Here is a 25,925-nt window from a genome sequence, read left to right as displayed (position 1 = left end):
TTTAAAAATGAAAATACCCCCAAGCCAAAGGCAAGAAAAAATTGCAGTAATAGATGATATCTCTAAAAAATGTACTTTAGATCAATTAAAGAGAATGTATGGAAACAACTGGAAATTTCCCTCATCAGGAGAGCGTATAAAAAGATTAAACATACTAACTGATCATGAGTTGGACTGTATTCTTGCAAGAACTGGGGAGTATAGAGATTACTATCAACAAGAAACTGAAAAAAGACGATTTTTTAATCAGCCGGATTGTAATGCTGATTTTGCATACTGGAGTAAACAAATTGTTTGGAGTATTGATGAGGGAGTTGCTTTAATATTAGGCAAAGATCCAAGAAAAGTTTATTGGGAAAATATTAAAGAATTTGTAGCCTATTCTCCTTTTGTGAAAAATTTTGAAGAAATTAGAACAACTGCAAAAGGATATGTAAAGTTCCAACAGTTATTCGATCCTGTAACTCCATCAGCTTTTCTAACATGGGTTCAGCGAATGAATTTCACTGATGTTACTATTCCTTCCGAACTTATCGAATCTGTTGAGGCTTTAGGAATTCAACTTACTGATTGGCATGATCTTTATACAAAAATGGAAAGTAGCCGCGATAAATTAAAAGAACAATACAGTGAAGCTATAAGCCTTATTGATCGTCAAAGTAAGCTCATCCAGATATTAAAAAAAGAAATAAATGAATTGGCTATTTCTCCTAAATCTGAAAGAACTCATCTAAATATAATTGGTGCATTAGTGATAACTATGTTTATGGAGACACAAGGAGGAAACCATATTTCCATCTTTGAAAGTCAGAGTGCTTTAATTAATTTTTTAATACAAAATTTTCCTGATGTATCGGGTATAGCAAAATCTACGCTTGAAGAGAAATTTTCCAAGGCTAAAAAGTTACTGGAAAAAAATAAATAACCCCAGCTGGGGTTTTGAAAAATTAGCTGCTACCCCAGACGGGGTGTGGGCGCATTGAGGCAGATAATTGCCTATTCTATCATGGCTCCTGAATTTATTTGGACAGGAGCAAATTCTAATGTACGAACTACCTCAAACTGGTTTTCTAAGAATCGATCAAATTCTTGGCAGCCCTAAACACCGTCTCTCTCCATTAATTCCAGTGGGAAAATCCACTTGGTGGGAAGGAGTTAAAACGGGACGCTTTCCAAAGCCTGTAAAGCTAGGCCCAAAGATCACTGCCTGGCGAGTTGAAGATATTAAACAACTTATAGAACAGGATTTTCCAGAATATAAACCTAGAAGGGGGCGATTATGCAAGACAAAAGACTTGAATTAATTCTTTCCTTGTTTTTGATAAGGATTTCAGGAACTAGTCAAAAGTATGGGATGGGGCAGGCTTATATCCAAGGTCAACTAGAAGAAGCATGCCACCAATTAACGCTATATTGCAAAAGGAACAATAAGGATTTGCATCATGGATTTTAATCAAATTATTAATCAATTCCAAGCAGAGTTCTTAGCAAACGGGATTACTCCTCCAGACGAGATCATTGCTGATGGGAAGCTGCATCGCTTCCACATTGAAGGAGATAAATTTAGATCTAAAAATGGATGGTATGTACTTTATCTTAATGGTGTGCCGTGTGGAGTATTTGGGAGTTGGAAAAAAGGAGTTTATTTTAAATGGAGTGCTAAAAATCAAGGCTGCATGACAAAAGCTGAACTCCGTAATCAAATGGAACGCATAAAAGAAGCCAGTAAAATGCGTAATGCTATGAAAGACAAGGAACAACAGGGCGCGGCTTGTCTAGCTGAGAACCTCTGGGAAGGTTATCCAAAAGCAAATCCACATCATCTATACCTGAAAAAGAAACACATATCGCCATACTATGCTCGTCAATTTTACCAAGAAATAGTTTTACCTGTGATTGATTTTGATGGAAAAGTATGGAGTCTGCAGTATATCAACGAACTTGGTGAAAAAAGGTTTTTGTTAAACGGGGCAATTAAAGAACATTTTATGCCTGTTCAGCATCAACCACATCATAATCAAAAGATACTAATTTGTGAGGGTTTTGCTACAGGAGCAACATTGGCTGAAAATTATCCTACATATTGTGTGATTGCAGCTTGCAATGCAGGAAATTTAAAACCAGTTGCTCTCCATATTCGTAAAAATATGCCTTGTGCAGAAATTACCATCTGCGCAGATGATGATAGGATGAGATCCGATAACCCTGGGGTAATAAAAGGACGTGAGGCAGCAATCGCATCTGGGGCATTATTTTGCAAACCCAAATGGCCCGAAGGTTCACCAGAGTCATTGAAAGATTTTAATGACTTGTATTGTTGGCTAGCTGACGCAGAGGTGTAGCATGCCTAACATAGATTTAGAAATTTATGAAGAGACAAAGGGAGCAGAGGGAACCGAGAGAACCATTAGTGATTACGTGCTATTTAATGGTTCCCCTAAAGATTTAGTTGAGGGAACCATAGATACTGATGATGTAGAAAATCTCCTAGATTTAAAGTTGGAGATAATCTCACCTAATCATGTTCCGCCAGAAAACCTCAATGAACCTGAAATCAAACGACCTGGATACATGGTTTATGACGATTGGTTTTCAATTGGTGGCCAATCTAAGCCACCAGGGTTGTATTGGCATGGGTTTACAAATGGTCAAGATCCTAAACCAATCGATACATGGGTGTCTTCACCTATTCATGCAAACGCAATTACAGCGGATGAGCGTAATGAGTCGTTTGGCCTATTATTGCGATTTATTCAACCCTTTGGGGGATGGCGTGAATGGTCAATGCCTATGCATCTTCTAAAAGGAAATGGCGACGAAATGCGTGGTGAATTACTAAATCTAGGGGTCAGAATAAATCTTGATGCTAAAAAGCATTTAAATACCTGGTTAATGCTTCAAAAGCCGCAATCCAGAACAATAGCCGCAACACGTACAGGATGGCATTCTAATGGGATGGCTTTTGTAATGCCTAATAAAACAATTGGTGACGATAATGTTCGCTTTCAATCAGAATATGCAGCACATGATGATTTTATTCAGCAAGGCGATATTCAAAAATGGCGTGAACACATTGCTACACGTTGTAGTGGGAACCCAATTTTATTGTTATCAGTGTCTGCAGCCTTTGCCGCACCGCTGTTATTAAAAGCAAAACAACAATCTGCAGGTGGTGGGGGTATTCATTTAATCGGCAAGTCTAGTAATGGTAAAACCACGGCATTACAAGTAGCTGCAAGTGTGTGGGGCGGTCCAGGTTATGTGCGTGCTTGGCGTGCTACTGCCAATGGTTTAGAGGCTACAGCAGCGGCATTAAATGATAGTTTATTAGTTTTAGATGAAATCAGTGAGTGTGATCCCCGTGAAATTGGTTCCATAATTTATGCATTAGCAAATGGACAAGGAAAACAGCGGGCAAAGCGTAATGGTGGAGCACGCGATTCATTCAGATGGCGGACGATAGTCCTATCTAGCGGAGAGCGTACTTTATCGGCTCATATGCAAGAGGCTGGGCAGAACATTAAGGCAGGTCAAGAAGCAAGACTGCTGAATATCCCTGCGACTGATCGAGCGTATGGTGCGTTTGATACTCTTCATGGATTAACCGATGGACGCGCTTTTGCTGATTCTATGAAGCAATCTACAAGTTTAAATTTTGGGGTTGCTGGTCCAGAATTTGTAAAAAAACTTTTGGAAGATAAGGACAATCTATCAGAGCTATATGCCAGATTTTGTAAATTAAGCGGTTTTTGTTCTTCAGATGGTATAGAAAGTCGCGCGTCCTGTTTATTTGCATTAATTGCTCTCGCTGGTGAAAAAGCAACTGAATATGGTTTAACTGGATGGCAAGATGGTGAAGCATTAGAAGCTGCTATTGAATTATTCAATAAATGGCGTGATTTTCGAGGTCAGGGACAAACAGAAATGCGCCAGATACTTCAAGGGATACGCCATTTCATTGATAGACATGGAGATAGTCGCTTTTCCAGAATTGATCAAAAAGCGATCGTATACGAAGGAGATAACATTGATCAAAGACCTGTAGTTCGAGACCGAGCTGGTTATTGGAAAGATACTAATGGAGGACGTGTTTTCTTGTTTAATTCGTCAGCATTGCAAGAAGCAGCAACAGGATTTGATTTAAAAATTATTTTACAGACATTGAATGATGCTCAGTGGATTATCGAAAAAGATCATGGGAAAAATTCTAAAAAAGTAAAAGTTGAAGGACGGACTCTTTCATTGTACTGGATTTTAGTCAAAGAGGAGGCTTAACTATGAGCGTGCTTAACTTATTAGCCAGTATGGAGTTAATATCAAGCTCTCCAGTTCCCCCTAAAGCAACGCCCGAGGTAACCCTGGAAATGCAGGTGGAACAAGAAAGTTCCCCTGATTCCCTGAGTTCCATCGATAATAATCAAGAAGAATATAGTTTTGTTGCTGGGGATACTCAATCAACGATAGTTTGCAAATGCGGTTATCGACAACCATTTTGTTCATGTGGTTTTTATAAATTTTCAGGCTAACTCAAGGAGAAGGATAATGGCTAGAAAGACCAAAGCTCAAATAATGTTAGAGCAAGATGAAAAGAAAAAAGCCGACGAAAAAAAGAACGCAGCAACTACAGAGTTGTACTTACATTGCCGTGGCCATGCAACTATGGCACTTAGTAAATTACATGGCAATGGATTTGATGGGGAAGCCGCACTTGAGCGATTGTCCAGGAGTGTGGATCGTATTCACAACAATGATACTAATGAAATTGAAGCCATGCTTATGACACAAGCTAAAAGTCTTGAATATCTATTCTATGATGCACTAGGTAAGTTACCTAGTTCAAATATGGAACACGCGGAGGTTTTTGCGAGTATTGCCCTAAAGGCTCAATCTGGCTGCAGAAAAACGCTAATGGCATTGGCAGAGCTAAAATACCCTCGGACAACGACTATAATAAAACAACAAAATAATGTTATTACTCAGCAAGTAAACAATAATGTAAAATCTGAAGCATATGAAATTGAAAATAATAAAAAAATTGCAAACGAACTGAATGCTAAGGTCGCTTATGAAGCAAAGAATATGGACATCGGAACAACGATTACAACAGGCACAGCGAATACGCCAGCAGAAGCCGTGGAAGTATTCAACGGGTCCTAGGACCATAGAAGGGAAAGCCATCGCTCAAAAAAATAGCTTTAAGCATGGTGCAAGATCTAAAGAGATCAGGGATATGCAGCATGAATTTGCTGAATGGAAACGAGAGCTAAAAGAGCTAATCAGTTATGTTTAAATGCTTTAATTATTTCTGCCAATTCATCTTCTTCAGCGTAAAAAAAAGCTGTTGGTAAAAGTAATACTTCAGCAAGTTTTTTTAAGGTTAGAAAGTCAGGAGTATGTTTTCAAGTTTCATATTGGTTTATTCTTGGACTGGCGGAAAAGCGATCAATTCCCGCGGCAATACCCAACTTTTTTTGCGAAAGTTTTGCTGCAACTCTTGCTTCTTTTAGCTTCTTGGGTCATGTGGAAATAAACATGTCTACTCAGTTTGCTCGAATATTTAAGCGCCAAAGTAAGATAATCTTAATTTTTTATTGACAGGATACTAAGCATTCCTTAGTATTCGCACCTCTGGTGCTTAATACATAATCACAAACATTAAAATTAATGCAAATACTTTATTGTTGGCAATTTGTTGTTTGTTTGTATTTCTAGTGTCTATAAGCTACGCATACCGTAGCTCACCTTACACATACAAATCCCAAAGTTATAATCTAGGCTATGGAAGAACACACTTTGTCAGACCCTACTTTTAAAAAAAGGGGTAGGTGAAATTGATTCAAATAACGGCGAGCAGGATGTAAGTGGTGAACTTACTGATGATGTGAGACTGCAGAGTTTGAAGATATTTGGGTGGGTAAAGGATTAATCACTTGTGAGATGGATGGAGATTTTACAATTGACTTAGAGGTAGATGAATAAATGAAAAAAGTAATAGCAGTTTCAATGTTAGCAATGGCCATGAATTGTCATGCCTTTAACTTAATTTCAGACGCAGATGCAAATAGATTTAAAAATATGTCTAGTAGTGAAATTAAGCCAGAGCTATACAATAAATTATTAGCATTTTGCGATAAAACTGCCCCAAATATTGATTCATGCCTGGAAAAACTAAAGGCTCAATCATCGGACAAGAAAGCAATTCAATCTAATATGAACTATAGCAATTGTTGCTGGAATGTATCTAATCAATATGGTGATTATCTCTATTATCAGGGCAAATCTTATTGTATTCCTGATTGCCACTAATATAAATATGAACAGGGCGGCCAATAAAGTCGCCTTTATATTGAGAGAGCAAAAATTATAAATAAAATAGCAACAATAGCATTATTAGCAATAAAATTTAATCAAGACTTACAAACAACTCTTAATAAATAAAACAACAGCGAAGTATTAGTGTTCTTTTTGATCAGGAAAAACTAAATGATTTGAATGCTCGGAAATATTAGAGGCATTGAGTTTCAGGTCTGATTGCAACATTTATGTTGCTCCAGCACATAGCTTTGTATCATTTCGTATATTTAGGATTTGAAAAAAGCATTATATCTCAGTTGCAGTGGCTTTATCTTACTTTATTTGGTGGAACCATAGCAGAAACTATATTTTATAGCGAGGTTGATTGTAAAATGTTTGTTTGCAGAGACTCCATATAAATCACATTCTGACTGAGAAAATAATGTCCTCTCTTTAGTTTGGTACAAAGAATAGTAATTTTTATTAAAAAAATATGTAGCAAAAGTTTTGGTTAACCCCTTGGTTATCCCTGAAAAACATATCATTCAAAAAAATAAAATTGTAAGCGCGTAACCCATTGATTTTAATGGCGTCCCGGAGAGGATTTGAACCTCCGACCTGCCCCTTAGGAGGGGGCTGCGCTATCCAGCTGTGCCACCGGGACTTTAACTAACGTCGTAAGTCTACCGTTATCATTAAAAAATCTCAACTTCCGTTGTGGCAAAAGAATTCTTCATTTTGAATTTAATCATTAAGAATGAGTTAATTATGAGCATTTTGTAGGCTCAATGTGGTATAATCATCAACCTTTTATTTTGAGCATGCATGATGGACACTTCAGATTTAAAATATCCATTTCATTCAGCCTGGAATTTTTTGTGGCAGGTCATTAAGCCTTATCGTTGGTGGTATGTGTTAATGTTTCAGGCGCCTGTGCTCACTGCGGTTTATATTTTTGCTAATAACTATTCGTTTAAGCTTCTGGTGGACGCGTTTTCCAGCGAGACGATTGCTTCATATCATCAACTGGTGTTTCCTATCACACTATTTATCACTGCACAAATTGTACTGGATGTTGTTTGGCGAATTAGTGATTATGCGGAGTGGAAAGCTGAGCCTTTTGCACGGCAAAGGTTATTGTCATCCGCTTATGATTATGTTCAACATCATTCCTATAATTATTTTCAAAATACGCCTAGTGGCACGGTAATTAGTAAGCTAAAAGGTCTTTTAGATGGATACGATAGTGTTTTTGCAAATCTCCATCATATCGTTGGAAAACATTTTTGTGTGGTTGCCGTTTCTGTTTTTGTTTTATTGGCAGTCAATTTTAGTGTATTTTGTTTTATGCTGACCTGGTGTGTATTAGTTATGGCAATTATGCTGCCTATGGCGCTTAAACTGAACCAGCTTTCTAATAATATGGCTGAGAGCAAACATCAGGTTATAGGTGCTTTCTCAGATAATATTACTAATATTTTCTCTTTGTTTTATTTCGCGAAACGACGAGCTGAGCATCGACGTGTTAATGAGTTGATGTCGGCTGATTTTGTGCCACGGCAAATTGAACTTTATCAGTATGATTTTAAATTCAACATAGTCGGATCCGTATTGTATTGGTTCATGCTGATTGCTGTTTTTATATTTATGATTTATCTGCGTATTCATGGCGAGATTTCTACTGGAGATTTTCTATTTGTTATGCTCACTGCCATTACCATTTCTTTCGATTTATGGTCGCTCATGAGTAGTCTTTGTACCTTTTTAAAAGAAATAGGAGATTTAAAATCGTCGTTTGGTATTTTGGCTATGCCCCATGATGAAGTAGATGCTCCTCATGCACAGCCATATCAGATAAATCAAGGAAAAATTGAGTTTAGACAACTTTCCTTTGCATATCGCGAGGGGGCTTCTTGTGTATTTAAAAATCTTAATTTACTCATCAAACCCGGCGAGAAGATTGGTTTGGTCGGACACTCTGGTGCAGGTAAATCGACATTAATTTCGTTATTGTTAAAAAACTTCAGTCCTACTGCAGGACAAATTTTAATTGATGATAAGCCGATTTCAGATATAACTTCAGATTCTTTGCGCCAACAAGTTGCTCTTATACCCCAAGATATAATGCTTTTTCACCGTTCTATTGGTGAAAATATTGGTTATGCAAAAGAGAATGCAACACACGCAGAGATTAAACGAGCAGCTGAAATGGCTAATATTGATGATTTTATTGAATCACTACCTGAGAAATATAATACTTTGGTTGGTGAACGAGGGGTAAAACTTTCAGGAGGCCAGCGGCAACGCATTGCGATTGCACGAGCATTTCTAAAAAATGCATCCATTGTTGTACTTGATGAGGCGACCTCAAGTCTGGATACGCTCTCAGAACAAGAAATTCAACAATCGATTGATGCCATGCTGGAGCAAAATAATGCTACGGTCATAGCGATCGCTCATCGTCTTTCTACTATTCGTCACATGGATCGAATCGTAGTGATGGAAGGGGGAATTATTATTGAGGAAGGTACATTTATCGAATTGATAAATAATGAAAAGAGTTACTTCAAAATGCTTTGGGATAGTCAAGTTAATGGGATGGTTTTATAAAATGAAAAAATGTATTGTTTTTTTTATTGCTTTTCTTGCGGTTAATTCAATGGCTTTTTCTAATAATAACTGTTTTATAGCAAAAGAGAACAACGTCACGCTAAAGCAAGAAGGGCGGTGTACTGAGCGACATTCGCCTTGCTCCACTTTTAAAATTGCGATTAGTTTAATGGGGTTTGATAAGGGGATATTAATCGATAAAACTCATCCTGAATGGCCTTTCCAGCAAGGATACAATGATTGGCTGGATGTTTGGAAACAACCACATAATCCAACCACTTGGATACAACACAGTTGCGTTTGGTACAGTCAGCTTATTACGCAAAAATTAGGAATGGAGCAATTTAAGCATTACATGCAAGTTCTTAATTATGGAAATCAGGATGTTTCTGGCGATAAGGGTATGAATAATGGCTTGGTTCGCGCTTGGCTTTCAAGTTCATTGCAAATTTCACCTCAGGAACAAGTTGAATTTTTAGAGGCCTTAACTCAAAACAAGCTGCCTGTGACTCGATTTTCGATGCAAATGACTCGTGATCTTCTATTTATTGAGAATTTGCCAGGCGGCTGGAAGCTGTATGGTAAAACGGGATCAGGGAATCCGTTCAAGAAAGATGGCTCACGTAATGTGGACAGGCAGCTTGGATGGTTTGTTGGTTGGATAGAGAAGGATTCACGTACTATTTTGTTTGCTCAATATATTGAAGGTGATGCTACGCCTGATTATTCAACGGGAAAACGTGCAAAAGAAATGGCGAAACAAAAACTATTATCATTGACTAAAGCAAATTGAGATTCTGAGTAACTTATAGCCTGTGTGCAGCGAAGCGGAACTCTGGGAAATTCGCGGGACCATTTCATTGAGCCCAGGCTACGATATGAGTAAGCGTGATTTTGCGTTTACTCTGCATCACAATATCTATCACTTCCACTTGGAATCCCAGCAGGTAAAATAATTGCATTGATGCTAACAACCTCTATTTTTTCTTTTAAGCATCGATATCCAGGATAAGTATAATAAAATGCTGTTTGTATTATTTCATTTTGCATCTCTACTTACTTATTGATCCATCTAAGATACATTTTTATGCATAAATATATCTAATTAATTACGTTTCAAATTGAGTGTAAAACTTGTGATTGAGGTTTCATATAAAATAAATAAAAAAATTGATTGGGTTAATTTTTTTAATCTTCCCCCAAAAATGAGGGAAAGACTGATTAAAAATGTTTATGTACGTGACTATCACCATGTCCGTGGACATGACTGCCACTATGTCCGTGCATATGGCTGTCACTATGCCCATGAACTGTTCCGCTAGTGGTATGCCCATGTGAGTGATTGCTACTTGCATATACCGTGCTGGTACCGTTATCAGAATAAGAAAAGCCGTTATAAACAGAAGAAGGAGGGTAAAAACTATAAATTCCATTGTATCCAGGAGTAGTCGTTCTTACTGTAGTATAAGTATTATTGTTACAACCAAATAAAAAAGGAACCACGAGCATAAGTCCAATTGCAAAAAGAGCAATGGGTAATACTGGTGCAAAAATAAAAGCTGATGCGAGTAATGTTTTCGCTGCGATTGCAGTTGTTGCTACTGCTGCTGATTTTAATGATACTGCAGCAATAATTCCTGCTGTGGCTATTGCAGCTGCAGAGAGCGCCGCCATGCATTTGAGTAAAAAGCTATAATTGGTATCATCTTCCTGTTGGTTATTCTTTTTAGTCATTTATTCACCTCATGTGTTGTACCAAATTAAAATAAATTTGAATTGAAATGTATTTTTTGAGTAATTGTCGAAATTGAATTTCCGACTGATTTAAGATTCTACTCTAGAGAAGAAAAATGTCATCTTTATTTTTTTTATTGAAAAGAATAAGTGATTTGTTCAGTTATTAATTGAGGAAGAAATTTAAAAGGAAAAGTTAGCTAGATGGAATTCATATGGTTTATCGCCTGGTAAGGGTTTTACCCCTTACACAGATTTATGAGATTACTAAACTAAATGGAGCTTGATTTTGAATTGAGAATTAACTCTATTCATCATCCCAGCTTAGTGTGCCGCCCGCTTGATATTCAATAACACGAGTTTCGAAGAAATTCTTCTCTTTTTTCAAGTCCATCATTTCACTCATCCAAGGGAATGGATTTGTAGCTCCAGGATATTGCTCTGGCAAGCCAATTTGGTTTAGACGACGGTTCGCAATGAAGTGTAAGTACTCTTCAAACATTTCGGCGTTCATTCCCAAGATGCCTTGAGGCATAGTGTCCTTAGCATATTGATATTCCAATGCGACACCTTGGCGGATTAGTTGAATCATTTCTTCTTTAAATTCAGGTGTCCACAAATGTGGGTTTTCAATCTTAATTTGGTTGATGACATCAATACCAAAATTCATGTGCATGGACTCATCACGTAGAATGTATTGGAATTGCTCTGAAGTTCCAACCATTTTATTACGACGACCCATGGATAGAATTTGTGTAAAACCAACATAGAAAAAGATTCCTTCAAAGATTACATAGAAGGCAATTAAGTCGCGTAACAAACGTTGATCGTTTTCTACAGTACCAGTGTGGAATGTTTCATCACCCAAGCTTTGAGTAAAGGGTAGTGCCCAAGCTGCTTTAGTCGCTACAGATGGAATTTCGCGGTACATATTAAACACTTCCGCTTCATCAAGGCCTAAGCTTTCAATAACGTATTGATACGCATGAGTGTGCAGTGCTTCTTCGAAGGCCTGGCGTAACAAGTATTGCCTGCATTCAGGATTCGTAATATGTCTGTAAACAGCGAGCACCAGATTATTGGCAACTAACGAGTCTGCTGTTGAGAAAAAACCTAAGTTACGCTTGATTATCAAACGTTCTGCTTCTGTAAGGCCGTTAGGATCTTTCCAGAGCGCTACGTCAGCGCTCATATTGATTTCATTAGGCATCCAATGGTTAGCACAAGCAGTTAAATACTTGTCCCAGGCCCATTTATATTTAAACGGAACGAGCTGATTTAAGTCCGCACGGCAGTTAATGATGCGTTTATCATCAACATGAATGCGCGCGGCCCCCATTTCGAGTGGTTCGTATCCAGTTGCACCAGTATGAATTGTATCTTGGTGTTGTATTATGTTTTCTGACATTTAAATTCTCCTGATTATTGGCACGCTTCACAGTCTGGATCGAGTATGGAACATACTTTAGGTTCCTCAGTTATTATTTTAACCGCATTGAGTGCACCATCAGTTACAGTAGATTTTTCAGCATTGGATGCGCCTAAACTGCGTAAGTAATATGTGGTTTTTAATCCACGTGTCCATGCATGCATATAGAGCTGATCCAATTTTTTACCCGATGGCTGAGCCATGTAGATATTCAGTGATTGTGCTTGATCGATCCATTTTTGCCGACGAGAAGCCGCATCAACTAACCAAATCGGGTCAATTTCAAAGGAAGTCGCATAACGCTTTTTCAATTCAGCAGGAATACGGCTGATTGGTTGGACGCTACCATTAAAATATTTCAAATCATTGACCATCACTTCATCCCAAAGATTCAATGCTTTCAAATCAGCAATCAAATAAGGATTAACTACAGTGAACTCACCTGACAAATTGGATTTTACATATAAGTTCTGGTATGTAGGCTCGATGGATTGTGATACACCACAAATATTTGAAATAGTTGCTGTAGGTGCGATCGCCATCACATTGGAGTTGCGCATTCCTTGAGTACGAACTTTAATGCGTAAGTTTTCCCAGTCCAGACGTTGTGAACGATCTTGCTCCAAGTATTTATTGCGAGCTTGTTGCAATAGATTAATTGAATCAATTGGCAATATACCTTTACTCCATAAAGAACCTTCGTAGCTCGAATAACTACCTCGTTCTTTAGCCAAATCACAAGATGCTTCAATTGCATAGTAGCTGATTAACTCCATAGATGAATCAGCAAACTCCACCGCTTCTTGAGATGCATAATCAATTTTCAATTCATATAGTGCATCTTGGAAGCCCATTAGGCCTAAACCAATAGGTCTGTGCTTCAAGTTCGAGTTACGTGCTTGAGGTACGGAATAATAGTTAATATCAATCACGTTATCCAGCATACGGATTGCAGTTGTAATGGTACGTTTTAATTTTTCTGCATCCAGTTTGCCATTGTTGATGTGTGCGGGAAGATTAATACTACCCAGATTACATACGGCAATTTCTTCTTCTGAAGTGTTGAGTGTAATTTCAGTACACAGGTTAGAACTATGCACTACACCAGCATGTTGCTGTGGCGAGCGTAAGTTACAAGGATCTTTAAAGGTCATCCATGGGTGGCCGGTTTCAAACAGCATGGACAACATCTTACGCCACAGTTTGACTGCGGATAGTGTTTTTGTGTTTTTGATGAGACCTTGGCGCGCTTTTTCTTCATAATCGCAATAGAGTGTTTCAAAAGCTTTACCATACTGATCATGCAAATTAGGTACTTCATCAGGTGAGAATAAAGTCCAATCCCCATTTTCACGTACACGCATCATAAATAAATCGGGTATCCATAATGCAGTATTCATATCGTGTGTACGACGTCGATCGTCTCCAGTATTTTTTCTTAATTCGAGGAATTCTTCTACGTCTTTATGCCAACATTCCAGATAAGCACAAACAGCCCCTTTGCGTTTACCGCCCTGGTTTACTGCGACTGCGGTAGCATCAGCAACATTTAAGAAGGGTACTACACCTTGAGATTTTCCATTGGTGCCTTTGATATGTGAACCCATCGCTCGTACTGGGGTCCAGTCATTACCCAAACCTCCAGCATATTTTGAAAGCAAGGCATTATCTTTGATTGCACTGTAAATTCCATCCAAATGATCGGGAACAGTGGTCAAATAGCAACTGGATAATTGAGGTCTCATGGTACCTGAATTAAACAGGGTAGGTGTAGATGACATGTAATCAAATGAAGACAGTAATTGATAAAACTCAATGGCTTTTTCATTTTTATCTTGTTCACGTAACGCCAGCCCCATCGCAACACGCATGAAGAATGCTTGAGGAAGTTCATAACGTATCCCGTGATCATGAATGAAATAACGATCGTATAGGGTCTGCAAGCTTAAATAACTAAACTTCATATCACGCTCAGGTAATAGCGCCTTGCCGAGTTTTTCCAAGTCAAAGTCGGCCATTTTTACATCTAAAATTCCTTGGTTGATGCCATGAGCGATATATTCTTTGAAGTAAGCAGGATAAAGTTTGCTCATTTCATCAAAAGTAGCGTCTGATTGAATTTCCAATTTACCCAAGGCTTCCATACGCAAACTGTCTAATAACAAGCGAGCGCTAACATAAGTGTAGTTTGGCTCCTTTTCGACCAATGTGCGTGCCGCCATGATCAGCGCTTTGTGTACGTCTTCAAATTTTGCTTGATTGTACAGATTGCGCATCGCATCTTTAATAACAGGTTCTGCTTGAACATGTTCTAAATCACGGCATGCTTCGGCAACAATTGTATTCATTCGTTCTGTGTCTAATGGTTTTAATTCACCATCGGGCATAGTAATTAATAATACTTTGCTATCAATAGCCTGTTGTTTTAATTCATTTTCACGCGCTTTGCGATGTTCTTCTCGATACAATACGTAAGCGCGAGCAACTTTGTAGTGGCCACTGCGCATCAGCGCTAATTCGACTTGGTCTTGAATATCTTCAATATGAACTGCACCGCCACTGGGTAACCGGCGTTTGAATACTTGGGTTATTTGGCGGGTAAGTTCTTCAATCTGTTGATGAATACGATCTGAGGTGGAGGCTGTGCCGCCTTCATCAGCAATGAATGCTTTAGTAATTGCGACTTTAATTTTAGTATCATCATAATTTACTACTTTACCATTGCGCTTAATGGTTTTTAATAAACCAGGGGCATTAACGGTCAATTCCAGTTGACTGGTTTGCGGTACATCATTTACCGGATCAAGAATTGCGGACATTTTTCCTCCACGCAGTTTTTATTGTTATGAACAGTCGAGTTAAATTTATTCACTATTGATTAGATTATAGCAGAAAACCCAACATATAGGGTCTTGTGTGGCTACTAATAACAAGATAATGTGTTTTTGGATGATGGTCAAGAGAATAATATGGGAGTATTTTGTGGATAACTTGTGTGTTTGTTCACAAATGGCTATTAGCTTGGGGGCAGAGCTCTGAATTTCTATTTTTTATGAAGCCGATAATCCTGGGTCCGCTACACAGTGTTCAGATTATTATTTTACATGGTATCCGTTTTATCTTTTTTTCACGATAACAGCATCACTGACATTGGAAAATCCATGGACATTTAATAGAAACGAACCAATATGTGCATACAATTGACTCGAGCTTCCTCCATCCAAATTGATTGCATCGATGCAGGACAAAGGTGGTGATCTGAGTAATTGCGCAAGCTTGCTGGTAGTCATTGCTGCATTGGTTGAAACAAGGATAATGACTTTCCCATCACCCGTAATTCCCAGAGCAGAACGCTCAGCAATACCAGGTTTCAGAGAAGGAATTTTTCGTTTAATTAATAATCGAGGACCACTTTGAATAGCAAAATCAATATCACTATCAAGGTTAAAATTTTTCAGACTTGAAATATAGGCTTTATTATTTTTTATGTAAAAAATTCCCCACCAACTAATTCGCTTTAAGGGGTTGATCAATTTTTTGTTATTAATTCTCAGTCCGAGTGAATTAAATTCATGATCAAAAAAGCCTCCATTAATACTTAAAAGTGCTTTGCTGTGTTCGGCAAATTGATCCGCAGAGGCATTTTTTAGAGATAATTTTTTTGCATGAACTAACGCCAGTTTATTTTTATTGAGATCGATACGAAATGCATAAATATGTGCCCAGGGCGAAAGTATTCCCCCAGCAAGATCCTGATATTCAATACCGGCGCTTAATTTACGCCAATACCCCTCAGCATAGGAATGAATTGGGGCGAATATGAAGCAAAGAACAAATAATAAATGGGACAAATATGATTTGTTTGCAGGATAAACATTGGTTTGTGAAGACATGTTATTGTATCCTTATGTACATCATTCAACACCACGGAATCTCTTATGCAAATTAGAACGCAACATAACAATAGTGAAGTACATAAGTCAACAACAGATTTAACTCGTTTGATGAATGATGTGCTTGAACTTGCAAAAAAAGAAGGTGCAACCGATGCGATGGTTGCAGTGAATAATGATAAAGGATTCTCAGTTGATGTGCGCATGGGAGAGGTTGAAACCGTAGCATTTAGTGAGGATAAAGGCGTTGGCTTGACTGTTTATATCGGTCAACGTAAAGGTGGAGCAAGTAGTACAGATACGTCACCAGCTGCTTTGGAGGCGATGGTTAAAGCGGCCTGTGATATAGCAAGAGTAAGTGCAGAAGATCGATGCTTCGGATTGGCAGATAAGGAGTTGATGACTAAAAATCATCCCGAGCTTGATTTATTTCATCCTTGGGATATAAGTCCGCAACAAGCCATTGATATGGCTTTAAAGTGTGAGAATTATGCTTTATCACTGGATAAGCGAATAGCCAATTCTGATGGAGTGAATGTATCCTCTTATGAATCGCACCATGGTTTTGCTAATACATACGGTGGGTCTGGATTTATTCACAGTACACGTCATAGTTTAAGTTGCTCTTTAATTGCGAAGGATGGGGAGGAAATGCAACGTGATTACGACTATACAACGGTCCGTAATCCTCACGATTTGATTGATTTTCATGTCATTGCTAAAAATGCTGTTGACCGTGCTGTGAATCGTTTAGGGGCGCAACAGATTGAAACCCAAGCAACGCCGGTTATTTTTTCATCACGAATTTCCAGTGGCTTATTTTCAAGTTTTATTAATGCAATTAGCGGTTCAAATCTGTACAGAAAAAATACCTTTTTGTTGGATTCGCTAGGACAACAAATTTTTCCTGAGTTTATTCGTATTTATGAGCAGCCACATTTGCCAGGTGCTTTAGGAAGTTCAGCATTTGACAGCGAAGGGGTTCCAACGCGTCCTAATCTAATTGTTGAAAAAGGTCGTGTGATGCAATATGTATTGGGAAGTTATTCCGCACGTAGGATGGGATTAAAAACAACAGCCAATTCAGATGGAGTTCATAATTTAACAATTGATCCGACAGCAGGTGATCTTGCCAACTTGTTGAAAATAATGGGTAAAGGATTATTGGTCACTGAATTGATGGGACAAGGAATAAATCTTGTAACAGGTGATTATTCACGGGGTGCAGGAGGATTTTGGGTTGAGAATGGTGAAATCCAATATCCTGTTGATGAAATTACGATTGCAGGAAATTTAAAGGATATGTTTAAATCGATTCTTGCTGTAGGTAATGATATTAATCCAAATATTGCGACACGTTGTGGCTCAGTACTTCTTGAAAAAATGATGGTTGCCGGGAAATAAAAAATGAATCCCTGCCTCGCGCAGGGATCTAATTTTTTAAGATTAAATCTCATCGTCTAAAATACCTGCTGACTCCATACGGAAATAGAGTCAGCATCCTATTATCTCCGATATGGTATAAGCCAAAATATGGAACAATTTAACTGCATATGGTGTATTTTTCGATTTTTTAGATAATATTCAGAGAACATACTGTTTTTAATTTATTCATCGCACTTGCTTTGTTGATTCTTTATTCTACTCTTTAGATAAGAGGATTGAATTGGAGTCGGCATGCGCAGGGTGATTTTAGCAGCATTGCTGGTAATGAATACTGCTTTCGCAGACGAAATTGTTGGTTTCGCTGCATATGAAAATGGAGATTATACTACTGCTTACCCTTATTTAATGCAATCTGCCCGGGATGGGAATGTTGAGGCAATGTATTTGCTTGGTCGTATGTTCCAATACGGAGAAGGTGTTGCTAAAGATTACACTCAAGCAATAAGCTGGTACCAAAAATCAGCAGATAAAAATAATCCTTTAGCACAACTAAGCTTGGGTTTTATGTATGATTTGGGGCAAGGGGTAAAGCAAAATTTTCCTGAAGCCTTTAAGTGGTATATGAAATCCGCAAAACAAGGTAATGCGATTGCTCAAAGAAATGTCGGTTTAATGTATGTGTCTGGTGATGGTGTTCAAGCTAATAAAAAAACTGCATTTGAATGGTTTGAAAAATCTGCAAAACAAGGATACAGCAAGGCACAAGTGAATCTCGCCTTTGATTACATTATGGGAGAAGGAACAAAGAAAGATGTTAATAAGGCGTTTTATTGGTATCAACAGGCAGCAGATCAGGGTGATGTGAGGGCTGAATATAGTTTAGGTCTTTTATATACCGGACAACAACAAGGTATTGCTCAAGATGATAAATTAGCGTTTTATTGGTTTTCGCAAGCTGCGAATCAAGGTCATGTTAAAGCACAAACCTATTTGGCATATTACTACCTTAAAGGATATGGCGTTGAGGCAAATCCAGAAAAGGCAGCTTATTGGTATCAAGCTGCTGCACAAAGCGGCCAGCCTGAGGCGCAAGCTGAAATCGGACAGTTACTTCTTACAGGAACCGGTATACCGCGAGATTATGAACAAGCGGTATATTGGTTTACTAAATCTGCAGTTCAAGGAAACCCTGTTGGACAAGCCAAATTGGGTTATATGTATCTTGCCGGATTGGGTGTGGATAAAGATTGGATTAAGGCATATGCCATGTTTAAGATTGCTGCGAAAAATAAAAATGAAGAAGCGATTAGAGAACTTAAACTACTAAAGAATAAGCTATCTGAGTCGGATATTAAAGCAGGTAACGAGTTAGCGGACGAAATACTCCATCAAAACACCATTCAACCAACGAAAAAAGAAGAGTAACTCAGCGATGTTTGAGATTAGAAAACATTGATGCTTTCTCTAAGGACATTGACAGAAATTTTTCCATTTTTATCACGGTTTCGTTTAAATAAGGTATATACAGTTAAATTGAGTTTATCACTCGTTGCCGAAGCGACACTGAGAAAATAATTACTCTCCAGGGATATTTGATCGTTCGCTATATTAAGTTTTTTGAGTATTTCAGAGATTTTGTTTAAGTCACTAATTCCATGTTCTTTTCTCGCTTTAATTAATTCATTAAATTGTGTTTCGCTGGTTGTACTGCTTAGCGATTTGAGTACTTGTATCGGTGCTGTGTTAATATTAATTGGAGTGGATTCAGGTAAAGCCGTAATTAATGGTTCTAGAACCAAATAAAGAGATGCGCTTACATCCTTGACTAGACGTAGTTCTGATTTACTGCTCATGAGTTGATGGCTAGGATAATAGGGTGGTTTTTGGCTCATATAATAAGATAGGTAATTATCTTTACCGCGCGCCAAATCATAAGAGGAAAGCCAATCAGTAATTGCAAGAGTCAACTTTACTTTTTCAGCTTCTGCATTTTGTGGTACAGCTGTACTCATGAGGTTAACGAATCCTAACATTGATTTTCTGTTTTCCAAATTATTAATATTATATCGAGCTTGCAAATCATAAAGTGCACCCTTTAAGGTAACTGTGCTGTCAATATGTTCCATATTAGGCGGGAAAAAACTTACCACTCCTTGCGCATTAGCTTTAGTGAATTTATTTTTTTTATTACTTAATTCCCCTAGGGCCCAGAAAGCAACTGCTTGTGAGGCGAGATAGATTTTATCGTGAGTGATTATAAGTCGTGTACGATAAATATCTAATTGAACTTTGGTGCTCATGGCTGTGGCTACAATCGCGACCAGCGTCATAATAAAAAGCGCGGTCAGTAAGGCACTTCCCTTCAGGGTTTTAACTTGAAACATAAAGTGCACCCGGTAGAATAAAAAGTAAATTTATTTCGCCCAGATCCTGAAGAGTCATATTAATTTGCACTGCTTTAGGAAAAGGCTCCTTACGTTGATTTAAGCTTACTGCTTGCTCCCTCCATTCAGGAAGTATTTGTAAGTTTTGATTTAAATAACCAAAATGACAGTTAGCAAGCTGATTTAGCAAGGGTTTATCTTCATAGTTTTTGTGATCAATTACGTCGAGACTATTCCAGGTTCTACGGATCAGCGTTCCATGTTGACAGAGATAAGCAACTCGCTTTAGGGTACTGCGTTTTTCAATGCTGCCAGGATTTACATTACCATCGCGAGTGAATTCAAGATAATTTGTTTGTCCTATAAATGCAGGTAATAATCGCATCTCGTTACTGCGAATAGGGCGCTCTACAGTTTGACTGGCATCTTGTTGAATGAGACTTATTGCAAGCTGTAACGCATTTAGACGTTCACTTTGTTCATTAACACGCGCGCGTGTGGTAAATGCGTTGTATAATACGGAAGAGGTGATCGATGCTAAAATGGCAAATACTGCAAGTGCAATTAAAATTTCAATCAGAGTGAAACCATTTATTTTTTTTGAAGTTATCATTTTTTTCATGGCACGAACCTGAATGCTTGCAGTTCCTCTCTAAATGGTCCTGTTTTTGCAGTGCTGACTGAAATAACAATTTTTTGAATGCTTTTTTGTGATGTCGAGCTTACTTTTGCTCTCCAGTACCAATGCTCATTCAACATCATTGTATCTTGGGTTGTTTCCTGATTTTGATTAATCTGTAATAAATTAAGCTGAATCATGGTCACACCTTGCATAGCAACCCAATGACTTACTGATTTCTCTTTTACACGGCGTGTTGTTTCGACATTTTGTGATATTGCCTTAAGCAACGCAGTTAAAGCAATAGCTATTATGGAAAGTGCTAATAATACCTCAATTAGAGTGAATCCTGTTTTATTATAATTAGGACTCATTTAGTGTGCACCACATTAAATTTTAAGTCTCCATTGCGTTTGCCAACAAGCAACGCTAAATTATGGTCCTGTTTGCTGCCAAAATTTAATGTAAAAGGCGTTAGCTCTCCAGAGGAAGAAATAATAATGGCAGGAGCTCCCACTGAAGTTGGATTAATTGTTTTTAAGGTAATACGTGTGTCTTGGGGAAAGTAAGTCATTTTGAACACTCCTTTATCGGAAATGGGCTTCCATTGAGCGTTGTTATTCAGTTGAACTACTTGATAGCCTAATTTGTCAATACGCAACCCAAGCGTGCTGGTTTCTAAAATAGCTTGCTGCTGGGCCAAACGAAGCGTATTCACGAGTTGTTCTGCTGAAAACAAGATACGCCGGCTCTCACCAAAGTCACCAAAAGCAATTAAGGCAAAACCAAAGGTAATGCCTATAATCACCAAAACAATCAAGATCTCAATTAGAGTAAAACCTTGGTTAGACCTCTTGGAAGCTTCTACTGCAGAGGGGAAATGTTTCATTAATCCAGTTCCATATCCTTGCCTGTATACCTTAGTTCTGTGCTCAGTCTCTCTTTGCACTTCACATTCTGTAGCGAATTTCCAAAGAAGTTTATTATTTGGGCTCATCCCAGTTACCAATTTCGGCATTAATACCTGTACCTCCAGGTTGTCCTTCAGCACCGTAGGTAAATACATCTATATCGCCATGTTGTCCAGGATTTAAATAAAGGTAATCTCTACCCCATGGATCTTTAGGGAGTGACTTGAGGTATTGTTTCCAATTATTTGGTAGTGGATTTGATGTGGGTTTTTCAACAAGGGCCATCAAACCTTGATCTGTAGTTGGATAATTACCATTATCCAATTTATATAAATCCAGCGCATTTTGTATGGCAAGCACGTCTTGTTTGGCTTTCACTCTACGTGCCTCATCAGGGCGCCCCATAATTTTAGGTACTACTATGGAAGCGAGAATGCCTAAGATAACAACAACTACCATAATTTCAATTAATGAGAATCCTTTTTGTCTATTCATTTTTACTCCGACTTAAACGTAGATTAGATGAGTGAAGTGTACAAGTTCAGCTTCACCAGACTACTGGTTTTAAAATTTAAGTAATTAACTGCTCCATTGAAAAAATAGGTAATAAGGTGGCTAAAACAATAAATAAAACGATCGCACCCATCAAAAGAATCACCATTGGCTCCAATAACGTTAATGATGTATCTATTAACCGTTTGACTTCATTATCAAGATGAACTGCTGCGCGCTCCATCATATTTGACAATTGGCCACTTTTTTCACCGCTAGCAATTAAATGGATTGCCATGGGACTAATATAACTCGTTTCTTTTAACGCTTCGTTAATACCACATCCTTCTCTAACTTTTACAGTAGCAGTGTCAAAGGCCTGTCGCATAACGACATTGGTTACTAGACTTGATGCAACACGCATTGTTTCCAGGACACTCACTCCTGCTGCGAAAAGTATACCAAAAGTATGTATATAACGCGAAACATTAACTGTTTTTACCAAATACGACACTATTGGCAGCTTCAACAATAGTCGATGCCAGGATGTTTTGATTTTTTCATTAGCGAGACTTTTTTTAAAGACAATGAATAAAAGAATAAGAGCAATTAAAGTGTAAAGACCATAATCTCTAATGAAGTGACTTATGTTAATTAATAATAGGGTCATTTCAGGCAGGGTTTGTCCACCGCTGGTGAATACTTCAATGATTTTTGGTACTACAAAACTAAGCAAAAAACAAATAATTGCAATGGAAACGATGATCATAATCAACGGATAAATCAGTGCTTGCTGAACTTTTTGTTTTGTTAGTTGTTGATTTTCAGTGTAGTCCGCTAATTTTTCTAAAACTACATCAAGGTGGCCCGTTTGCTCGCCTGAACCCACTGTAGCGCGATATAACTCAGGAAAGGCATGAGGGAACTGGGCCATCGCCTGTGCTAGTCCATAACCTTCAAGCACTTTTGCACGCACACCTATAATCAGTTCCCTGACTTTATCTTTTTCTGTTTGCTCACTCACTCCACGTAATGATTCTTCAACTGGGATACCGGCAGCAAGCAATGTAGCCAACTGACGTGTAAACAGGGCGAGATCCGCTGCTGAAATTTTGCTTTTAGTTTGATTTCCTGAGCGTTGCTGAGTCAACACACGAATTTGAGTTGGAATTAATCCTTGATCACGCAACAGCTGACGTGCATGACGTTCAGAGTCCGCTTCTAGGACGCCTTTTGCTGTGTTGCCATTTTTTTGAAGCGCCTGATATTGGTAAGCACCCATAGTTTTTTATGGTTTATGTTAAAACATAGAGTTTAATCTATTGGGTTTAATAAGTCACTTAAGGTACACTATACAACCAGACTATCCTGGAGAGCAATAATGAGCAAAAATACAGTACTAGAGGCGATAAAGGAACATGATGCCAAATTAATAGACCTGCGATTTACGGACATTCGTGGTAAAGAGCAGCATATAACAATGCCAGTTTCGGCAGTTGATAATGATTTTGTTGAAAATGGAAAAATGATTGATGGGTCTTCCTTTAAAGGTTGGCAAAAAATCCACCAATCCGATTTGGCTTTGATGCCTGATCTGCAAACAATCAAGCCGGATCCTTTCTTCCAAGACAACACTTTATTTATTCGTTGCAATGTAGTTGATCCCAAAACAATGATGGGATATGAACGTTGCCCCAGATCATTGGCTTTACGTGCTGAAGCTTATTTGCAATCTACTGGTATTGCAGACACAGCTCTTTTTGGACCTGAGCCCGAATTTTTCGTCTTTGACAGCGTACAATGGGAAACAACCATTGGTGGCTCTTTTTATAAAATCGACTCGGAAGAAGCACAATGGTTTTCAGGAAAAGAGTTAGAAGGGGGGAATACAGGCCATCGTCCATCGATAAAAGGGGGATATTTCCCGGTTCCACCAGTGGACTCCTCCCACGATATGCGTTCTGCAATGAGTCTAACTCTTGAATCATTAGGAATAGTTGTTGAAGCACATCATCATGAAGTGGCTACAGCGAACCAATGTGAAATTGCTACTCGATTTAATACATTAACTAAGAAAGCAGATGAATTACAGATTTTAAAATATGTAGTCCACAACATAGCTCATAATTATGGAAAAACAGCTACTTTCATGCCTAAACCATTGGTTGGGGATAACGGAAGTGGTATGCATTGCCATCAATCATTAGTCAAAGATGGCGTGAACCTGTTTTCTGGCGATCAATATGGTGGTCTTTCAGAAACAGCGCTTTACTATATAGGTGGAATAATCAAGCATGCACGTGCTTTGAATGCCTTTACTAACCCATCAACAAACAGTTACAAACGATTGGTTCCAGGTTTTGAGGCTCCAGTTCTATTGGCTTATTCAGCAAGAAACCGCTCTGCTGCGATTCGTATTCCTCATGTAAATAATCCTAAAGCACGTCGTATCGAAGTACGTTTCCCTGATCCTACAGCAAATCCATATTTGGCATTTGCCGCAATGATGATGGCTGGGTTGGATGGTATCCAAAGAAAAATTCATCCAGGTCAGGCTATGGATAAAGATCTCTATGATTTACCACCAGAAGAACTTGTTGATGTTCCTACAGTTTGCGCTTCATTGGAACAATCCATGGAACATCTACAAATGGATCATGATTTCTTATTACAAGGTGATGTATTTAGTCAGGATTTCATTAATAACTACATCAGTATGAAGGAAGAAGAAATAAGTAAGATAAGAAGCCTGACCCATCCTTATGAGTTTGAGTTATATTACAGCCTCTAGGAATGAATGGTGATGAATAAATTTTTCGTTTCTCTGTCATTGATGATGGTAATTTGCGCATCTTACGCTGCGCAAATTTACAGATGGACTGACAGCCAGGGTAATGTTCATTTCAGTGATACTCCTCATGAGGGAGCTGAAATTGTGACTATTCCTGATTCTCAAAGTTTTTCATCACCAGCCCCATCAAACTCTCAAACATCAACGCAAGAACCGGAGCAGACTGATCATAATGATACTGTGAAGTTAAAGCATTCTTACACCACTATAGCAATTGCTGAACCTGCAAATGGGGCAACAGTTCGTAATAATCAAGGCTTTGTCATGGTTACTGCTCAAATAGAGCCTGATTTGCATCCTGGAGATAAGTTACAACTACTTTATGATGATGTTGCTCTTGGTGAACCGCAAACAAATATAACCTTTGAAATAAACGGGATGTACAGGGGCTCTCATTCTTTGGCAGTACAAGTATTGGATGCAGAGGGGAATGTGATTGACAAGAGCGAAGCTATAACGATTTATGTTTTTAGACCACGGGTAGGTATGGTTCCTGGTACTGCACCACGTTAAGTTTCTATGGACTGATTATGCTAATTTTATTATCACCAGCTAAAAAATTATTAAATAGTTCGAAGCCATATTTTGGAACGACATCCAATCCTATGTTTGTTGATAAAACCAATACTCTAGTTAAACTGATGAAATCTAAATCAGTGGCTGACATAGCTGCTTTGATGGATTTGTCCAATGATTTGGCAGAATTAAATTATAAACGTTACCAAGACTTTTGTTTGGACGATAAAGAATCGTCACATGCATATCCTGCATTACTTCTATTTCAGGGAGATGTTTACCAAGGTTTAAAAGCTGCAAGTTGGGAACAATCGACAATTGACTATTCGCAAAATCATTTGCGCATCTTGTCTGGGCTTTATGGTGTGTTAAAACCTCTTGATAATATCCAACCTTACCGGCTTGAAATGGGGGTTCATTTACAGAATCCCGCAGGGAAGAATTTGTACGATTTTTGGCAAAAAACAATAACGGATGCACTGAATCAAGAGTTAGCCGCTCAAAAAAATTCAGTATTGATTAATTTAGCGTCTAATGAATACTTCAAGGCTGTAGATGCAAAAGGATTAAATTATCCGATTATTACGATCAATTTTTATGAAAAAAAGAATGATCAGCTAAAAATGATTGGTATCTATGCTAAAAAAGCACGGGGAACAATGGCTAAGTTTCTCATGCAAAATCAATTTGATGATCTGGAGCGGCTTAAACAATTTAATGAGTTGGGTTATACATTTCATGAGTCAACTTCAACTGATAATCATCTTGATTTTGTAAGAGATACTCATTGATGTGACAAAATGATT

At 38.1% G+C, this 25,925-nt stretch carries 25 protein-coding genes and 1 tRNA gene; 14 read left to right on the top strand and 12 right to left on the bottom strand.

Annotation, left to right across the window (positions count from 1 at the left end):
• Nucleotides 1-7 precede the first annotated feature (7 nt).
• The 7 genes from BW930_RS03205 to BW930_RS03165 all read left to right on the top strand — a co-directional run bounded on the left by BW930_RS03205 (nt 8) and on the right by BW930_RS03165 (nt 6,306).
• Nucleotides 8-925 carry a hypothetical protein gene (locus tag BW930_RS03205; protein ID WP_058469094.1) on the top strand — a complete coding sequence of 306 codons (918 nt, stop codon included), beginning with the start codon at nt 8-10 and terminating at the stop codon, nt 923-925.
• A gap of 118 nt (nt 926-1,043) precedes the next feature.
• Nucleotides 1,044-1,304, top strand: a complete 261-nt coding sequence (locus BW930_RS03200) for a helix-turn-helix transcriptional regulator (protein WP_058469093.1) — start codon at nt 1,044-1,046, stop codon at nt 1,302-1,304.
• A gap of 138 nt (nt 1,305-1,442) precedes the next feature.
• On the top strand, nt 1,443-2,342 hold the full coding sequence (locus tag BW930_RS03195; protein ID WP_058469092.1) for a toprim domain-containing protein: 900 nt from the start codon (nt 1,443-1,445) through the stop codon (nt 2,340-2,342).
• 1 nt (nt 2,343) lies between these two features.
• On the top strand, nt 2,344-4,275 hold the full coding sequence (locus BW930_RS03190) for a DUF927 domain-containing protein (RefSeq protein WP_058469091.1): 1,932 nt from the start codon (nt 2,344-2,346) through the stop codon (nt 4,273-4,275).
• A 2-nt stretch (nt 4,276-4,277) separates the two neighbouring features.
• The gene (locus BW930_RS03185; protein WP_058469090.1) at nt 4,278-4,526 is read left to right on the top strand and encodes a hypothetical protein; all 249 of its coding nucleotides are present in this window, start codon (nt 4,278-4,280) and stop codon (nt 4,524-4,526) included.
• A 16-nt stretch (nt 4,527-4,542) separates the two neighbouring features.
• A complete protein-coding gene (locus tag BW930_RS03180) occupies nt 4,543-5,157 on the top strand; it encodes a hypothetical protein (protein WP_058469089.1) in 615 nt (204 codons plus the stop codon).
• Between the two features lie 822 nt (nt 5,158-5,979).
• Nucleotides 5,980-6,306 carry a hypothetical protein gene (locus tag BW930_RS03165; RefSeq protein ID WP_058469088.1) on the top strand — a complete coding sequence of 109 codons (327 nt, stop codon included), beginning with the start codon at nt 5,980-5,982 and terminating at the stop codon, nt 6,304-6,306.
• Nucleotides 6,307-6,881: 575 nt separating this feature from the next.
• Here the strand turns inward: BW930_RS03165 and BW930_RS03160 are convergent.
• A tRNA-Arg gene (locus BW930_RS03160) sits at nt 6,882-6,958 on the bottom strand.
• A 161-nt stretch (nt 6,959-7,119) separates the two neighbouring features.
• On the opposite strand from BW930_RS03160, the gene BW930_RS03155 reads away from it, so the two are divergent.
• Both BW930_RS03155 and blaOXA read left to right on the top strand, forming a co-directional pair.
• Entirely contained in the window at nt 7,120-8,904 is a 1,785-nt protein-coding gene (locus BW930_RS03155) for an ABC transporter ATP-binding protein (RefSeq protein WP_238587905.1), read from the top strand.
• A gap of 1 nt (nt 8,905) precedes the next feature.
• Complete coding sequence (gene blaOXA / locus BW930_RS03150; RefSeq protein WP_058469202.1) at nt 8,906-9,697, top strand: class D beta-lactamase; 792 nt, start codon at nt 8,906-8,908, stop codon at nt 9,695-9,697.
• A 107-nt stretch (nt 9,698-9,804) separates the two neighbouring features.
• Here the strand turns inward: blaOXA and BW930_RS17090 are convergent, their stop codons facing one another.
• The 5 genes from BW930_RS17090 to BW930_RS03130 form a co-directional block, all read right to left on the bottom strand.
• Nucleotides 9,805-9,954, bottom strand: a complete 150-nt coding sequence (locus tag BW930_RS17090) for a hypothetical protein (RefSeq protein ID WP_154668510.1) — start codon at nt 9,952-9,954, stop codon at nt 9,805-9,807.
• Nucleotides 9,955-10,125: 171 nt separating this feature from the next.
• The gene (locus BW930_RS03145) at nt 10,126-10,638 is read right to left on the bottom strand and encodes a hypothetical protein (RefSeq protein WP_058469087.1); all 513 of its coding nucleotides are present in this window, start codon (nt 10,636-10,638) and stop codon (nt 10,126-10,128) included.
• Between the two features lie 307 nt (nt 10,639-10,945).
• The gene (locus BW930_RS03140; RefSeq protein WP_058469086.1) at nt 10,946-12,046 is read right to left on the bottom strand and encodes a ribonucleotide-diphosphate reductase subunit beta; all 1,101 of its coding nucleotides are present in this window, start codon (nt 12,044-12,046) and stop codon (nt 10,946-10,948) included.
• A gap of 14 nt (nt 12,047-12,060) precedes the next feature.
• Complete coding sequence (locus tag BW930_RS03135) at nt 12,061-14,886, bottom strand: ribonucleoside-diphosphate reductase subunit alpha (RefSeq protein ID WP_058469085.1); 2,826 nt, start codon at nt 14,884-14,886, stop codon at nt 12,061-12,063.
• Between the two features lie 297 nt (nt 14,887-15,183).
• A complete protein-coding gene (locus tag BW930_RS03130) occupies nt 15,184-15,960 on the bottom strand; it encodes a phosphodiester glycosidase family protein (RefSeq protein WP_058469084.1) in 777 nt (258 codons plus the stop codon).
• 45 nt (nt 15,961-16,005) lie between these two features.
• Between BW930_RS03130 and pmbA the strand changes: the two genes are divergently transcribed.
• Nucleotides 16,006-17,364: a metalloprotease PmbA gene (pmbA, locus tag BW930_RS03125; RefSeq protein WP_058469083.1), complete on the top strand. Its 1,359-nt coding sequence runs from the start codon at nt 16,006-16,008 to the stop codon at nt 17,362-17,364.
• A 273-nt stretch (nt 17,365-17,637) separates the two neighbouring features.
• Nucleotides 17,638-18,771 (top strand): tetratricopeptide repeat protein, encoded by a 1,134-nt coding sequence (locus BW930_RS03120; protein ID WP_058469082.1) that lies wholly within the window; start codon nt 17,638-17,640, stop codon nt 18,769-18,771.
• Between the two features lie 17 nt (nt 18,772-18,788).
• Here BW930_RS03120 and gspK read toward each other — a convergent pair whose 3' ends face one another.
• The 6 genes from gspK to lspF form a co-directional block, all read right to left on the bottom strand.
• Complete coding sequence (gspK, locus tag BW930_RS03115; protein WP_058469081.1) at nt 18,789-19,730, bottom strand: type II secretion system minor pseudopilin GspK; 942 nt, start codon at nt 19,728-19,730, stop codon at nt 18,789-18,791.
• Nucleotides 19,717-20,352, bottom strand: coding sequence for a GspJ family T2SS minor pseudopilin variant LspJ (lspJ, locus tag BW930_RS03110; RefSeq protein WP_058469080.1), 636 nt, complete (start codon nt 20,350-20,352; stop codon nt 19,717-19,719). The genes gspK and lspJ overlap by 14 nt, the downstream gene beginning before the upstream one ends.
• Entirely contained in the window at nt 20,349-20,723 is a 375-nt protein-coding gene (lspI, locus tag BW930_RS03105) for a GspI family T2SS minor pseudopilin variant LspI (RefSeq protein ID WP_058469079.1), read from the bottom strand. The genes lspJ and lspI overlap by 4 nt, the downstream gene beginning before the upstream one ends.
• The gene (gene gspH, locus BW930_RS03100) at nt 20,720-21,346 is read right to left on the bottom strand and encodes a type II secretion system minor pseudopilin GspH (RefSeq protein ID WP_274519390.1); all 627 of its coding nucleotides are present in this window, start codon (nt 21,344-21,346) and stop codon (nt 20,720-20,722) included. Before gspH ends, lspI begins: the two co-directional genes overlap by 4 nt.
• A complete protein-coding gene (gene lspG / locus BW930_RS03095; protein ID WP_058469078.1) occupies nt 21,333-21,755 on the bottom strand; it encodes a GspG family T2SS major pseudopilin variant LspG in 423 nt (140 codons plus the stop codon). Before lspG ends, gspH begins: the two co-directional genes overlap by 14 nt.
• Before the next feature lie 76 nt (nt 21,756-21,831).
• Nucleotides 21,832-23,034, bottom strand: coding sequence for a GspF family T2SS innner membrane protein variant LspF (gene lspF / locus BW930_RS03090; protein ID WP_058469077.1), 1,203 nt, complete (start codon nt 23,032-23,034; stop codon nt 21,832-21,834).
• 99 nt (nt 23,035-23,133) lie between these two features.
• On the opposite strand from lspF, the gene glnA reads away from it, so the two are divergent.
• Genes glnA through yaaA form a run of 3 tightly spaced genes read left to right on the top strand, consistent with a single transcriptional unit; the run spans nt 23,134 to nt 25,910 of the window.
• Nucleotides 23,134-24,543, top strand: a complete 1,410-nt coding sequence (gene glnA, locus BW930_RS03085) for a type I glutamate--ammonia ligase (protein ID WP_058469076.1) — start codon at nt 23,134-23,136, stop codon at nt 24,541-24,543.
• Between the two features lie 12 nt (nt 24,544-24,555).
• A complete protein-coding gene (locus BW930_RS03080; protein WP_058469075.1) occupies nt 24,556-25,116 on the top strand; it encodes a DUF4124 domain-containing protein in 561 nt (186 codons plus the stop codon).
• Between the two features lie 17 nt (nt 25,117-25,133).
• A complete protein-coding gene (gene yaaA, locus BW930_RS03075) occupies nt 25,134-25,910 on the top strand; it encodes a peroxide stress protein YaaA (protein WP_058469074.1) in 777 nt (258 codons plus the stop codon).
• Nucleotides 25,911-25,925 lie beyond the last annotated feature (15 nt).

The organism is Fluoribacter gormanii (genome assembly GCF_900156395.1).
In the GTDB taxonomy this organism is placed as follows: domain Bacteria; phylum Pseudomonadota; class Gammaproteobacteria; order Legionellales; family Legionellaceae; genus Legionella; species Legionella gormanii.
The sequence above is the reverse complement of the archived record's forward strand: the minus strand, read 5'-3'. Positions and strand labels throughout refer to the sequence as shown.